At 53.8% G+C, this 13,126-nt stretch carries 14 protein-coding genes and 1 pseudogene; 8 read left to right on the plus strand and 7 right to left on the minus strand.

Annotated elements, in window-relative coordinates; translation table 11 throughout:
- From V7028_RS14575 to V7028_RS14605, 7 genes and pseudogenes are all read left to right on the plus strand, one after another.
- Window positions 1-404: pseudogene (locus tag V7028_RS14575) on the plus strand (DJ-1/PfpI family protein); the annotation flags it as partial.
- Window positions 405-432: 28 nt separating this feature from the next.
- The gene (locus tag V7028_RS14580; RefSeq protein WP_334120809.1) at window positions 433-1,794 is read left to right on the plus strand and encodes a CmpA/NrtA family ABC transporter substrate-binding protein; all 1,362 of its coding nucleotides are present in this window, start codon (window positions 433-435) and stop codon (window positions 1,792-1,794) included.
- Between the two features lie 5 nt (window positions 1,795-1,799).
- Window positions 1,800-2,648, plus strand: coding sequence for a nitrate ABC transporter permease (ntrB, locus tag V7028_RS14585; RefSeq protein ID WP_334120810.1), 849 nt, complete (start codon window positions 1,800-1,802; stop codon window positions 2,646-2,648).
- Between the two features lie 6 nt (window positions 2,649-2,654).
- A complete protein-coding gene (locus V7028_RS14590; protein WP_334120811.1) occupies window positions 2,655-3,626 on the plus strand; it encodes an ABC transporter ATP-binding protein in 972 nt (323 codons plus the stop codon).
- On the plus strand, window positions 3,623-4,066 hold the full coding sequence (gene cynS, locus V7028_RS14595; protein ID WP_008250133.1) for a cyanase: 444 nt from the start codon (window positions 3,623-3,625) through the stop codon (window positions 4,064-4,066). Before V7028_RS14590 ends, cynS begins: the two co-directional genes overlap by 4 nt.
- Before the next feature lie 213 nt (window positions 4,067-4,279).
- Complete coding sequence (locus tag V7028_RS14600; RefSeq protein WP_334120812.1) at window positions 4,280-4,813, plus strand: hypothetical protein; 534 nt, start codon at window positions 4,280-4,282, stop codon at window positions 4,811-4,813.
- A 66-nt stretch (window positions 4,814-4,879) separates the two neighbouring features.
- Window positions 4,880-5,236, plus strand: coding sequence for an FKBP-type peptidyl-prolyl cis-trans isomerase (locus tag V7028_RS14605; RefSeq protein ID WP_334120813.1), 357 nt, complete (start codon window positions 4,880-4,882; stop codon window positions 5,234-5,236).
- A 367-nt stretch (window positions 5,237-5,603) separates the two neighbouring features.
- Here the strand turns inward: V7028_RS14605 and V7028_RS14610 are convergent, their stop codons facing one another.
- The 3 genes from V7028_RS14610 to senB are packed head-to-tail and all read right to left on the minus strand — an operon-like array spanning window position 5,604 to window position 9,633.
- On the minus strand, window positions 5,604-6,293 hold the full coding sequence (locus V7028_RS14610) for a TVP38/TMEM64 family protein (RefSeq protein WP_334120814.1): 690 nt from the start codon (window positions 6,291-6,293) through the stop codon (window positions 5,604-5,606).
- Window positions 6,294-6,302: 9 nt separating this feature from the next.
- Complete coding sequence (gene selD / locus V7028_RS14615) at window positions 6,303-8,591, minus strand: selenide, water dikinase SelD (RefSeq protein ID WP_334120815.1); 2,289 nt, start codon at window positions 8,589-8,591, stop codon at window positions 6,303-6,305.
- Window positions 8,578-9,633, minus strand: a complete 1,056-nt coding sequence (gene senB / locus V7028_RS14620) for a selenoneine biosynthesis selenosugar synthase SenB (protein WP_334120816.1) — start codon at window positions 9,631-9,633, stop codon at window positions 8,578-8,580. The genes selD and senB overlap by 14 nt, the downstream gene beginning before the upstream one ends.
- A gap of 117 nt (window positions 9,634-9,750) precedes the next feature.
- Between senB and V7028_RS14625 the strand changes: the two genes are divergently transcribed.
- On the plus strand, window positions 9,751-10,944 hold the full coding sequence (locus V7028_RS14625) for a class I SAM-dependent methyltransferase (RefSeq protein WP_334120817.1): 1,194 nt from the start codon (window positions 9,751-9,753) through the stop codon (window positions 10,942-10,944).
- Between the two features lie 251 nt (window positions 10,945-11,195).
- Here V7028_RS14625 and V7028_RS14630 read toward each other — a convergent pair whose 3' ends face one another.
- The 4 genes from V7028_RS14630 to V7028_RS14645 all read right to left on the minus strand — a co-directional run.
- Window positions 11,196-11,945 (minus strand): RES family NAD+ phosphorylase, encoded by a 750-nt coding sequence (locus V7028_RS14630; RefSeq protein WP_334120818.1) that lies wholly within the window; start codon window positions 11,943-11,945, stop codon window positions 11,196-11,198.
- 3 nt (window positions 11,946-11,948) lie between these two features.
- Entirely contained in the window at window positions 11,949-12,311 is a 363-nt protein-coding gene (locus V7028_RS14635) for an MbcA/ParS/Xre antitoxin family protein (protein ID WP_334120819.1), read from the minus strand.
- Between the two features lie 92 nt (window positions 12,312-12,403).
- Window positions 12,404-12,943: a DUF6933 domain-containing protein gene (locus V7028_RS14640; protein ID WP_334120820.1), complete on the minus strand. Its 540-nt coding sequence runs from the start codon at window positions 12,941-12,943 to the stop codon at window positions 12,404-12,406.
- The coding region (locus tag V7028_RS14645) for a hypothetical protein (protein ID WP_334120821.1) at window positions 12,928-13,126 on the minus strand (199 nt) is incomplete at its 5' end. The genes V7028_RS14640 and V7028_RS14645, both read right to left, overlap by 16 nt.

Consider the following 13,126-nt stretch of genomic DNA (forward strand, 5'->3'; position numbering starts at 1 on the left):
GTTACATCCATTCGCTGCCAGCCAATTGTTTGCTGACCAGTGTGTGCACGGGTTCGTGGATTTACGCCCGCATGGGTTTGCTTGATGGCCTTGCTGCCACCAACCGCAAAGAACCCGATCGCCTTGAAGCATCGCACCTTGGCAAAACCCCAATCGACCGCCTGGCGGAAATTGCACCTGCCTGCCAGGTAAGCCGCGCGCGCGTGGTGGACGCTGGCCGAATTGTAACGGGCGGTGGAATTGCCAGCGGCATGGAAGTGGGCTTTCACTTGCTGCGCCGCGCAGGTTACGACGAAGAGTTTATTGCCGAGGTGGCCCGCGTGATGGAGTACACCAAGGCCTACCAGCAGTACCAACACGACATTGATTATTTTCGACCCGCTTTAAACCGCGCTTCAGCCTGATTGTTGCAAAACCGCATAGGAGTTCACAATGTCCTTTTTCAAGAACCCGTTTGACCCCAATACCCGCCTTGGCATGCGCTGCGCCTGTGGGCAACACAATAGCCAGGCCGAGCACGATCAACAACTGGCTGTGCAACAGATGGAAGAGCGTGCCGTTGAAAACGCAGTGATGCACGCGCTGTTCCCCAACGACCAGTTGCGTCGTAATTTCCTGCGTGTGGTGGGCAGTGGTACTGCCATGGCCGCCATCGGCAGCCTGTTCCCTTTGGCTGCGGCCAAAGAAGCCTTTGCACAAAGCAACGGCCCTTTGGAAAAGCAGAAGCTGAAAGTGGGCTTCATTCCAATTACCTGTGCAACGCCGATCATCATGGCGCAGCCTTTGGGTTTTTATGCCAAGCAGGGGCTGGATGTTGAGGTGGTGAAAACAGCCGGTTGGGCGGTGGTGCGTGATAAATCGCTGGCCAAAGAATACGACGCGGCACACATGCTGTCGCCCATGCCCTTGGCCATTTCAATGGGGGTGGGTTCAAATGCCATTCCATGGACCATGCCCGCTGTTGAAAACATCAATGGCCAGGCCATTACGTTGGCCATGAAGCACAAAGACAAACGCAACCCGAAAGACTGGAAAGGTTTCAAGTTTGCAGTGCCGTTTGACTATTCCATGCACAACTACCTGTTGCGCTATTATCTGGCCGAAGCTGGGTTGGACCCTGATCGCGATGTGCAAATTCGTTCAGTGCCGCCGCCCGAAATGGTGGCCAATATGCGCGCGGACAACATTGACGGCTTCCTGGCACCCGACCCAGTGAACCAGCGTGCGGTGTATGACGGCGTGGGCTTTATTCACATTCTGTCGAAAGAAATTTGGTCCGGCCACCCCTGCTGCGCGTTTGCAGCAAGCAAGGAATTCGTGACCCAAAACCCCAACAGCTACAAGGCGCTGTTAAAGGCCGTGCTGGACGCCACCGCGTATGCCCGCAAAGCCGAGAACCGCAAGGAAATTGCAGCGGCGATTGCACCCACCAACTATTTGAACCAACCGCTGACGGTGGTGGAGCAAGTGTTGACCGGTACGTACGCCGATGGTTTGGGCGGCATCAAGAAAGACCCGCAGCGCATCGACTTTGACCCCTTCCCATACCAAAGCTTCGCCATCTGGATTTTGACGCAGATGAAACGCTGGGGGCAGATCAAGGGCGATGTGGACTACAACAAAATTGCCAAGGATGTGTTTTTGGCCACCGATGCAACCCGCCTGATGAAAGAAGTGGGTATGCAGCCACCCGCTACGCTGGACAAAAAATTTAGTGTGATGGGCAAGCCGTTTGATCCGAAGAAGCCAGAGGAATACCTCAACAGCTTTGCGATTTCCAGGACCAAGGGTTGAATGGCATGAAAGACTTCAAGAAACAGAAATGGGCGCCATGGGCTTTGTCGGGTTTGATCCTTGTGGTGTTGATTGCCATCTGGACCATTGCCACCTTGCCCGAACAAAACGCAGTGAACGTGGATCCGGAATATGCCGCTTTGGTAGGGCAAGCTGCATCGACTGGCAGCAAAACCCCATTGCCCACACCGGGGGATGTGGGTGAAAAGCTGTGGGGCCATGTGAGTGATCCGTTTTACGACCGGGGCACCAATGACAAAGGCATTGGCATTCAACTGGGTTATTCCATTTTCCGTGTGCTGGTGGGTTTTGGTTTGGCAGCACTGGTGGCGATTCCATTGGGCTTTGCGATCGGCATGTCGCCATTGCTTTACAAAGCGCTTGATCCCTTCATTCAAATTTTGAAGCCCGTGTCGCCTTTGGCGTGGATGCCGCTGGCTTTGTACACCATCCAGGACAGTGACACATCGGCCATTTTCGTGATTTTCATTTGTTCCATTTGGCCCATGCTGGTGAACACCGCGTTTGGTGTGGCGGGGGTGCGTCGCGATTGGTTGAACGTGGCCAAAACACTGGAAGTGAGTTCGCTGCGCACCGCTTTTCAAGTGATCTTGCCCGCAGCAGCACCCACCATCATGACTGGCATGCGCATTTCCGTGGGCATTGCCTGGTTGGTGATTGTGGCAGCTGAAATGCTGGTTGGGGGTACCGGCATTGGTTACTTCGTGTGGAACGAATGGAACAACCTGTCGATTGCCAACATCATCAGCGCCATTTTGTTCATCGGCTTGATCGGCATGTTGCTCGACACGCTGTTGGCCCGCATGGCCAAGCTGGTCAGCTACAAGGAGTAAACAACAATGACGACTGAACACAAAATATTCAGCAAAGACTTGGTGCCTTCCGAGAAAGTTGCTGCCTTCCTGCAAGTGGAAGGTTTGGTGAAAAGTTATGCGCCGTCGGATGCCTCTGTACCACCTGTCTTTGAGGCCGTGAACTTCGACATTCAGAAAGGCGAATTTGTTTGCATCATCGGCCATTCAGGTTGCGGCAAAAGTACCATTTTGAACATTCTGGCCGGGCTGGATGAAGCCACGCAAGGCTACGTGATCATGAACGGCAAGGAAGTGGTGGGCCCGTCGCTGGACCGCGGCGTGGTGTTTCAAAGCCATGCGCTGATGCCCTGGATGACAGCGCTGAAAAACGTGGAGTTTGGTGTGCGTTCGCGCTGGCCTGAAAAGTCGCCTGAAGAAATCAGCGAACATGCCATGAAGTACCTGGACATGGTGGGCTTGGGCAAAGCCGCACACAAAAAGCCGCACGAACTTTCCGGTGGTATGAAGCAGCGTGTGGGCATTGCCCGTGCCTTTGCCATTCAGCCGCAGATGCTGTTGCTGGACGAACCCTTTGGCGCCTTGGATGCGCTAACGCGCGGCACCATTCAAGACGAGTTGCTGCAAATTGTGAAGGCCACCGGGCAAACCGTGTTCATGATTACTCACGATGTGGATGAGGCTATTTTGCTGGCCGACAAAGTGATGTTGATGAGCCACGGCCCGCGCGCCCGCATTGCTGAAATTGTCGAGAACACCATGCCCCGTGAACGCTCTCGCAGCACCGTGCACCACGATCCGCAGTACTACGCCATTCGAAATCATTTGGTTGATTTTTTGGTGAACCGCGCCGCACCTGCACCCACAACCGAGCCCGATGGCAACAAGTTGAACGCTGAACTACACAAACAACCCGCTGTGGTTCGACCCGGCTTGAAAGCCTTGGCCAACAACGAGACAACACCCCCACTTAATTTGATTCAAAGGAGTGCACCATGAAACGAACCGACGTAACCGAAATGATTGTATTGGCCAAGCGCAAGAAAAAATGCACTTGGGACGACTGCGCCAAGGTATTGGGGCAGTCCAAGGAATGGAGCACAGCCGCGTTGCTGGGCCAAATGACTTTGACCGAAGAACAGGCCAAGAAGATTGGCGAGTATTTGGCCCTGCCACCCGAGGCGGTGGATTGCCTGCAAGTGGTGCCTTACAAGGGATCGCTGCCCACAGCCGTGCCCACCGACCCCTTGATTTATCGCTTTTATGAATTGATTAGCGTGTACGGCACCACCTTCAAGGAGCTGATTCACGAAGAGTTTGGCGACGGTATCATGAGCGCGATCGACTTCAAGATGGACTTGCAGCGTGAACCCAACCCCATGGGCGACCGTGTCAGTATCAACATGAGCGGCAAATTCCTGCCCTATAAAACTTATTGAACGTTTGGAAGTAAGAAAGGCAGGGCGATCGGGCCACCCCATGGAGTGATTCGGTTGCCTTGTTTTTTGTGGTTTTGCCAAAGTCGACTAGCCTGTTGGGTTAATCAAACCTAACCATCCGCAAGCCATGGCAAATATCGACGAGCTGTCCAGGTACATTACAGACGAAATGCGTCGCAACGTACATTCCGCAGACGCAAAGCGGAGGAAGTCATGATCAAAGTGCTTAAATGGATCGCGGTTGTGGCGCTGGCGGTGTGGTTGGGTTTAACTTCCTGCGCGGTACTTGAAGACGATGAAACGCTGATTGACCTGGTTGAAGAGCGCGGCGAGGAATTGGCACCCATTGCAAAAATTATTTGGGACGAAGATCCGATAGCAATTGTTGACCTGCGGGGCGGTGATATCACCACCGAATCGGGTCGTGAAGTTCGAATAGAACCGGAATCGCTGATCAGTAAACTAAGCGATGAACAAATTGAAGCACTGGCTGACGCGGGGGTACGGTTGGCGCATCACGATTCATTTTACGGAGGCGTTCTATTTATCACCGGCGAGGGAGGGATCAGCATTTCCGGCGCGGTAACGGGTTTGATTTGGAAAGGCAGCGAATTCAATCCAGAGTTGATTGTGTCTAATGTCAAAGAGGCAGTGGAAAAGGAAACGGAATCCCCTGACAGGCGCAAAAACTATTGGTTTATTCGCCCTGTGAATGATCGATGGGGTATTTTTTATCAGGTGCATTGAGCTTGGTTTGTGGTTCGGTGCTGAACTCCAAAGTACAATTACAGTACTTTTTTAGGAGTATTTGCCATGAGCGACACCCAACCCGCCGACGAACTTGTACTGCCTTCTGGCGTAAAGCTAACATTCACCAAGCGTGGTACGGGCACACAGAAACCCACGCCGAATTCGATCGTTGAGGTCCATTACGAAGGCACCTTCCTTGATGGCAAGGTGTTTGACAGTTCAATTGCCCGAAATGAAAAAATTTCTTTCCCGTTGAACCGAGTAATTCCTGCGTGGACGCAGGCTTTGTGTGAAATGGTAGTGGGCGATCGTGCAATCGTGTTCTGTCCTTCAGACACGGCGTATGGCGCGCGTGGTGCAGGCCCCATTCCAGGCAACACCGATTTGGTGTTTGATGTTGAGTTGTTTGACATTCGATAATCCGGTTGCGTGATTTTTGCCACCTCGTCGGGGTTGCCTGATTCCGCACTGAAAACCGCTATTTCCCTTTTGAATAAATTCTTGCTCACCGAGCTCGGCAAAAAACATGGCCGAGTCTCGGTGTTGGCTATTCGCCAAGCGCAGCGAATCAATTCACAAGGGGCGGTTTCTTGAATGTGCGGAACAGGCAAACCCACTGCCGAGTTGACTGATCAATCACCGGCCTGGCTTAAAGCGCAATCGGCAGCGATGTCCCAATCGCTTCGCCTTCAATAAGGGAAATACAGGTTTTCAGGCAAGTGATTGGGACTCGCGCCGATTGGGCTATCAGCGTTCGCCGATTGGGCATTAACTCGCGCCGAGGTACTTACGCTACCTTGCGCAGTTGAAATTGCCGTGTTCCCCATTGAATAACAAACGGCACCAAAGCCAGCGCCGCAAGCGACACCACCACCTCAAGCGAAATCAGTTCTTCCAGCCGGTTCACCTTGGCCAGTTCATAGCCCGCATTCACATACAGCATGGTGCCGGGCAACATGCCCAGAAAACTGGTCCACAGGAAGACCCAAGGCTTTACCCGTGTAAGCCCCGCCAGCAAGTTGAACGCAACGAATGGAATAACCGGGGCCAAGCGCAAGCTAAGCAGATAGACCACTTCGTTTTTCTCAATGCCTTTGTTGATGTCGCTTAACTTGTTTGCAAACCGGGTTTCCACCGACTCTCGAAAAAAGTGCCGCGCAATCAGCATGGTCAGTAAGGCACCAAAGGCCGATGCCGCCGTGGACACGACCATGCACAGGCCAAAACCCATGCAGCCGCCGCCGACCAGCATCAGCACGCCTGCGCCGGGCAGGCACAGGGCTGTCAGCACGAGAAACACCAGAAAATAAATCAGGGTGACCAGGGTGGGGTGGTCCATGAAATGCATGGCCAGTTCCCGTTGCGCAGCCAGCATGTCTTGAAGTGATACGTCCATGCTGAGCCAGATGACACACATCAGCGCCGCAAGCAGCAGCAGGGCTGTTTTCTTCCAGTGTTGTTGCACAGCAAACGGCATGGTGCTTCCTTAGCCTTTCAATACAATCGGCTCGATCGCTTCACCTTGCGGCAAAATTCGACCAATAATGGCGGTGTGTTCATAACCCAGTTTCTTCAGTGCTTCTACACAGGCTTGCGCCTTGTCGCCTGGCACCGTGGCCAGCAAACCACCTGCGGTTTGTGGGTCAAAAATCAGTGGGTAGCGTGGGTCGTTCACATAGTCTGCCTGGTTGCGAATGGCGCGGCGCAAGCGCACGTTGGCTGGTTGCAGCGAACTCACAATGCCGGCGCTTACCATTTCAAGCGCACCATCGAGCAGGGGCAGGGCGCTTAAATCCAGCTCTGCGTCTACTTCTGAAGGCCGTGTCATTTCTACCAAATGGCCCAGCAACCCGAAACCAGTCAGGTCGGTACACGCTTTCGATCCGTATTCACGCAGGCACTGTGCGCCCAAGCGGTTGCTTTTCACCATCGATTCCAGTGCCGCATCAATCCAGCGGCCTTTGGTTTTCAATTGTGGCAGTGCTGCGAACAAGGTGCCTGTGCCAATGGGCTTGGTCAGCAAGATTGCATCGCCAGGGCGCATCCCGCCCTTGATCATCACTCCATCCAAATTCTCGTCCACCAAGCCGTTGATGGCAAAACCCAGTGCCAGTTCACGGCCCTCGCCGGTGTGGCCGCCTACCAGTGCGCAGCCGGCATCATTCAATACTTCCACTGCACCGCTCATCATCTGGAACAGCAGTTCTTCTACTTTCGATTCCAGCCCAGGCGGCACGGTTACAACAGCGGTGGCCGATTGCGCTTCACCACCCATGGCGAACACATCGCCCAGTGCGTGGTTGGCCGCAACCTTGCCAAATATATAGGGGTCGTCTACAAAAGCCCTGAAAAAGTCGACTGTGTGCACCATGGCTTTGCCGGGAGGTACTTTCACAATCGCAGCATCATCGGGGGCGTGCAGGCCCACCAATACATCTTCGCGATCCACCGGCTTTAAGTTACCAAGTGCGCGAGATAAAACTGTCGAACCCACCTTGGCGCCGCAACCGCCGCAGCGCATGGCAATGGCGGAAATGGCCTGCAGGCTTTCTTCCTGCGTCAATGCCAAATTGGGTGTGCTGTTGCCACTGGCTGGTTTCGCATGAGGATCCATGTCAGGAAACTCGCTGAATTTCGCCATGAAGCGGCGGTCAATCCAGTCTTTCCACTGCCACACCCAAGAACCGGCAAAGCCCAACAATCCCTTGGACCCCACCGCGTACTTGTCGCCGGTGCTGATCAAGGCCAGCCAGGTTTTCTGGGGGCGGTATTCCAGCAGGTCGGCACCCTGCACAAACAGGTGCAGGTTCTTGGTTAGTGGTTTGCCCATGCGCACAGCGAATACACCGGCCTTTTCCAGTGGTGTGCTGGTTAAATTGGCAATGTCGCCTGCTGCAAAAATTTTGGGGTCGCGCGTGGTCTGAAGCGTCGGCCCCACATTGATGAATCCGCGGGAATCCAGTTCAAGGTCGGTGTTGTTTAGCCAGGCTGCACCGCCTGCCTGCGTGACCCACATAATTTCATCGGCATGCAGGCGTTCGCCCTGTTTTGTTTGCAGGGTGTGGCCATCCAGTTGCACCACTTCTGCATCGCGGTGCAGCGCTACACCACGTTCATTCAATACTTTTTCGAAGCGCGCACGCACGCCGGGGTTGTGGGTGGGCAGCACATCGGCATCGGCCGTGAACAAATGGAATTCCAGTTCATCGGGGTTGCGGCCCATTGTGGTCAGTTCATTGCGCAAGCGGAATTGCATGGCCAAAGCCAGTTCAACACCGCCAGCGCCACCGCCTACCACGGCAATGGTGGTTTTGCCTGCGTGGGTTTTTACCCGCTCAAGCAAGCTGACCCAGCGTTCATTAAACTTCGCAATGGGTTTGACTGGCACTGCATTTTCCAGGGCGCCTGGCACCAGTTGCACCTGCGGCGTGCTGCCAATATTGATGGAAAGCGCATCGTAGGCCACCGGCGGGCGGTTCTTGCAAATGACCTTTTGATTGGCTCGGTCAATGCCCACTACCTCGTCTTTGAATAAACGGGCACCGGCAAAGGCGCACAAGCGGCCCAGGTCGATGTGCACGTCGTCGTAACTGTAATGGCCGGCAATGTAACCGGGCAGCATGCCGGAATAGGGGGTGTGAATGTCGGTACAAATCAGAGTTAAACGCACTCCGGGCCAGGGCTTCATGCCGAACATGCGCAGCACACCCACATGGCTGTGGCCGCCGCCCACCAGCACAATGTCGCGAAGGATGGGTTGATCAGATGTTTGCATGGTGTACTTCTACTTCAGTGTCGTTGTTCTTGGTGGCTCGTTGTACGAGTCGAATCAATTCGTTTTGTTCATTTTCCGGGGCAAACAACTTTGCCCGTTCGGCGCATTGGTTCTTCAGCTTGGTGTACAAATCAACCTTACCCGGTGGCAGGGGTTTCGGATTCACAATGTCTTCCTGCAATTGCGTAAGCACATTGGCCAGCGCGTGGGAATTGCCCAAGGGGAAGTAGCCGGGGTAACCCGCGCCCAGCATGCCGATGTTGCCGTCAATGTAGCTGGCCACCACGGGTGTACCGCTGCACACCGCTTCCATGATCACATGTGCCCCGCCTTCCATTTTGCTGGCGTGTACCAGCACGTGGGCGCGTTGAATGCGTGTGCGGGTGGCACCGTGCGGCTGGTTGCCCAGCCAGCGGTAGTTCGGGCACACCTGCATGGTTTCCTGGGCGGCTTGTGCCAGTTCGGGGTCGAGCGGTCCGCCAATGTGATCAATGTAAATATCGGGGTAGCCACGCAGCAACACTGCCGCTTCCATCAGGGTTTGGGGCATTTTTTCATCGCGCAGGTGGCCCACCATCACCACCTTCAAGCGGCGTTTGGCCTTTGCAAGGGTTTTGCGCGACGTGGTGGATTGAAAAATAACGGTGGTTTTGGTCTGCAGGGCTTCGCTGAGTTTCTCGACCCCCTTTTCCTGCAACACAATCAAATGCTGTGCCAGTTCCAGCGACTTTTGCGCGGTTTCGTCGGTTTCAATGTCGCGGTACAGGTCGGTGCCGGTCAGTGCCAGTATCAGCCCTGGGCTTGCCTGGCCTTTTAGGCCGCGGCTTTGCGACCAGGCCGCAATGGAGTCGGCCGAGCGCCGCGCGTGCAGCGCAATCATGGCCACATCGCGTTCGGTGGCTGGCGTGTTTTCCCACTGTTTAACGATGCGAACATCAAATGAATTGGACAGAAACTGTTGCCAACGGCGGGCAGTTTGCCAGTTGCCGTTGTTGGAATCAGCCAGGGCAGGGCTTACGATGACAATGGATGGTTTAATCAAGACAACAGCCACTTAATTTGACGGGGGGTGAGTTGGGGTGCGAACCACCCAAGGTGGTACACTGCGACCCTGAAGAAGTTTACACGAATCAATACGCCAATCACCGCGAGAACCCGCATGCAATCAGCCCAAGAAACCCCTGTAATTCAATGGACCAAGGGCGATGAAACTTTCAGTGCGCGCTGGCAATCAGAACGGAACCTGGCCGTGCCAGTCAAGGTGATGCTGGCCGACGACACATTGACTGCCGACATGGCCTATCGGCTGGCTTGCGAAGGCACTGTGTTCCTGTGGCAAAGCGATTTTCAGAATGCCCGCCAGTTGATGCAGGCTTTGGTTCGCCGGGTGGACAAGAACGCAGAACACAAGAAAGGCAAAGCTGCCAAGTCTGGCAAGGACAATGTGGAGTACCCGCAGAAATTTCACCTGTACCGCCAAGCCCAGGCACAGCGCGCGCGTATTTTAGGTTCAATCCTGATCCCCTTCAATGCCGATTACAGCATTTCGCTGCGCCGTGCGCCCGATGTGTTGGCTGCCTGTTCCGAAGCCTGGGGTGAGCCGCAAGCCGATGGCCCAATGATCGTGACCTCGCTGCGTGAAATGATGGGTGTGGTGGGTGCGTATGAATGGCGCAAAAAGGGTGTGGAGGTTTCCGCGCTGGGCGATCCCCCAAGCAACCGCATCCATCCGTATTACGGCGTGTTTTCGCCGGTGCGGGGTGAATATGTTGATTTGGTGTTGAAAGCGCCTTTGCCCAAGGCCTGCGAGGTTAACGGTTCAGCAGTCGATGTGGGCACGGGCACTGGTGTGTTGGCTGCGGTGCTGGCCCAGCGCTGGTTGAGCAATATTGTGGCCACCGACAACGACCCACGTGCGCTGGAATGTGCACGGTTCAACATTCAAAACCTTGGCATGGCCAAGCAGGTGGCGGTGGTACAGGCCGACCTGTTTCCGGACAACAAAGCCGATTTGATTGTGTGCAACCCACCGTGGTTGCCGGGCAAGCCCACTTCACCGATTGAACGCGCCATTTACGATGAAAACAGCGGCATGCTGAAAGCATATTTGGCTGGCTTGGCGGCGCACTTGAATGCGGGTGGCGAGGGTTGGCTAATATTGTCTGACTTGGCTGAACACTTGAAACTGCGTACGCGTGAAGAATTGCTGGGCTGGATCGAGTTGGCTGGTTTGAAAGTGCTTGCTCGAATTGATGCCAAGCCAAAACACGGCAAGGCGTTTGATGCCAGTGATGCTCTGTTTGACGCACGGTCTAAGGAAGTGACCAGTTTGTGGCGACTTGCTGCGGTTTGAGTTAGCAGCCAACGTTCCTAAACCCAATCGCTTGCCTGGTTAAGGCCCAATCGGCGCGAATCCCAATGCCTCGCCTGAAAACCTGATTTTCCCTTTTTGAAGTTCACACTGACTCAATCCGCTCGACAAAACTGAAGGTCGAGCGGATTGTCGGCATGCTGCCGATCGTGGCATGTGAATTCAAACGGGCAGGTTTTCTTAAAGGCGAAGCATTGGGATTCGCGCCGATTTGGGCTAGAGGCAACGCATTTTTACGCTGGTTTTGGCAGCACCCCGTTCACGCGGTACAAGTCGGCAGAAAATTGCGCACTTTGCTTTGTGGCAGGGCAGTAAAAAGTGACTTCATCGGCAGACTGATCAACCTGGCAAAACCATTCCCTTTCTCCGCGAGGTTCTTGCCCTGTAAAACAAGAAGGGTCGAATACACCTGCATTAAGACCGTTGTCCTGGTCTCTGGCGGAGTAGAAAAGAAATGCCTGAACACCCAGTGCCCGCATATGGGTGCCCAATTGCTGGGTGAAGGTGTAATCACTTAAATGCCTTAAGCGCGGTTGAATGTCATCAAACTTCGGGTTGTTGAGTAACACAGCGCGATCAGCTTGTAACACCACTGAAAACTGGGTGTGTCTGGTTTTCAGGGGTTGGGGTAGAGGCGAGTGCAAGCCATTCAAGAATAAAAAAGTGTAATAAGCAACTTCATGCAGTAGCGTTCTGGTTTCCAGCGAACCGTAGAAAATTCCGCGCTCGTTACGAACGCCGAATCGGGAGCCCCAGTTTAATGGTGGGTAACGAAACGGCGTGGCCAGCAAATAGTGCAGCTTCAATGCGGCTTTGGGCAGGTTGGGTTTGGATTTCTCCAAAAGTGCTTCTAAAAGCGCCTGTTCTTCCAGGGTATCAACAATTTCGTTTGTGGCTATGCTTTCCTGGCTTTCAACCATGCGCTGGCACAAAATATTTAAAGGCTTTATGTCCGAAGTATCAATCAGAAAGTTTTCGGGCATAAATCAGATCTTGCCGCGAATTGCGTCCAGGTATTGCATCACTTCGACCAAACCAGCGACAGAACCCATCCGCTCCATTGGGCTTGCATCACCCAAATGACTGTTGGCTGTTTTAATCCAGTGCCGCATGTTGTCCCGATCTCCGCCCATCAGCGCGTACAGGGCGCGGTAGCAGCGAATAAAGTAAAGCGCCAGTTCCCCGGCTTTGGAGTCGGGGCTGATGTTGCCCCGGCTTATCGCCGTGCGGTCTTTTCCGATGATCTGTGCAAGCTGGGCTTGGGTTAGATCAAGCTGGGCGGCGGCATTGGACATGGCTTTGTTCAATACGCTTTGGGGGGTGGGGGTAGGTTTTAAAAGCGCAACCATATGAATCTCTGTGTGCTATTTTCACAAAATATATGTTAAATGTGTTTTTTGCACAAGGTGTGAAAAACATCTCCGAGACCTTCATTCATGTTTCACACAACAAAGCCAGTCGTTTTAACGAGAGCAAGTAATTCCCGATCTGGCGAAATGGCACTTTTGTACAATGGGCTACATGGCGTTTCAGCCAACTTGAGCGACAACGCCAGCAGGTCTTTCGTCTCAAGGTACTCGCGGTATACCTCTGCTTGATACGAAAACTGGTTCATGATGCTAACCACGCTGCGGTTCGAGGTTTTGGCGTACTGGACTTCGCTCATCTGGGCAAGTTCATGGTCGATGAACTGCCGTGGCAGGCCATGAGCACATAAAACAACCGCCAGGTGCTTTGGAAAGCGCGTTGCCAAGTTTGTTGCGGGAGCCAATGGCATCAGCACGGGCAGTAGCGTTTTCTCGTTGACTAGTAGAGCAACTTGCGGTTTCCAGAACAAAGCTGTGGCATACCAACTGCCAAGCAAGGTGCTTGACATACCATCTGGAACGGTGGACGACGGCTTGATGCGATCAAGCAGTTTTTTTGTGCAGTTTAGGATCAGCGTCATTTTTGATTTATTGAATTTTATGTGGCGGGCCACTCTTCAGGAACAAGTTTTCGCCCATCAATCCACCGCTCAACTACTGCATCTTTGAAACGTTGGTCGTCGTCAAAGTAGGGGTGGTCTGTAATTATCACCTGAAGTCCACCGTTTAATGCATTGGTGACAGAAGTGGCTCGGTTGATTTGAACAGTTTGACCCCGCTCGATAAGTAAATTGGGG

The organism is Limnobacter sp. (assembly GCF_036846585.1).
GTDB lineage: Bacteria > Pseudomonadota > Gammaproteobacteria > Burkholderiales > Burkholderiaceae_B > Limnobacter.

Bases quoted from the DNA above. Each gene is read 5' to 3' on its own strand.
- V7028_RS14580 (WP_334120809.1), top strand. From the start codon at position 433: ATGTCCTTTTTCAAGAACCCGTTTGACCCCAATACCCGCCTTGGCATG.
- ntrB (WP_334120810.1), top strand. From the start codon at position 1,800: ATGAAAGACTTCAAGAAACAGAAATGGGCGCCATGGGCTTTGTCGGGT.
- V7028_RS14590 (WP_334120811.1), top strand. From the start codon at position 2,655: ATGACGACTGAACACAAAATATTCAGCAAAGACTTGGTGCCTTCCGAG.
- cynS (WP_008250133.1), top strand. From the start codon at position 3,623: ATGAAACGAACCGACGTAACCGAAATGATTGTATTGGCCAAGCGCAAG.
- V7028_RS14600 (WP_334120812.1), top strand. From the start codon at position 4,280: ATGATCAAAGTGCTTAAATGGATCGCGGTTGTGGCGCTGGCGGTGTGG.
- V7028_RS14605 (WP_334120813.1), top strand. From the start codon at position 4,880: ATGAGCGACACCCAACCCGCCGACGAACTTGTACTGCCTTCTGGCGTA.
- V7028_RS14610 (WP_334120814.1), bottom strand. From the start codon at position 6,293: ATGCCGTTTGCTGTGCAACAACACTGGAAGAAAACAGCCCTGCTGCTG.
- selD (WP_334120815.1), bottom strand. From the start codon at position 8,591: ATGCAAACATCTGATCAACCCATCCTTCGCGACATTGTGCTGGTGGGC.
- V7028_RS14625 (WP_334120817.1), top strand. From the start codon at position 9,751: ATGCAATCAGCCCAAGAAACCCCTGTAATTCAATGGACCAAGGGCGAT.
- V7028_RS14630 (WP_334120818.1), bottom strand. From the start codon at position 11,945: ATGCCCGAAAACTTTCTGATTGATACTTCGGACATAAAGCCTTTAAAT.
- V7028_RS14635 (WP_334120819.1), bottom strand. From the start codon at position 12,311: ATGGTTGCGCTTTTAAAACCTACCCCCACCCCCCAAAGCGTATTGAAC.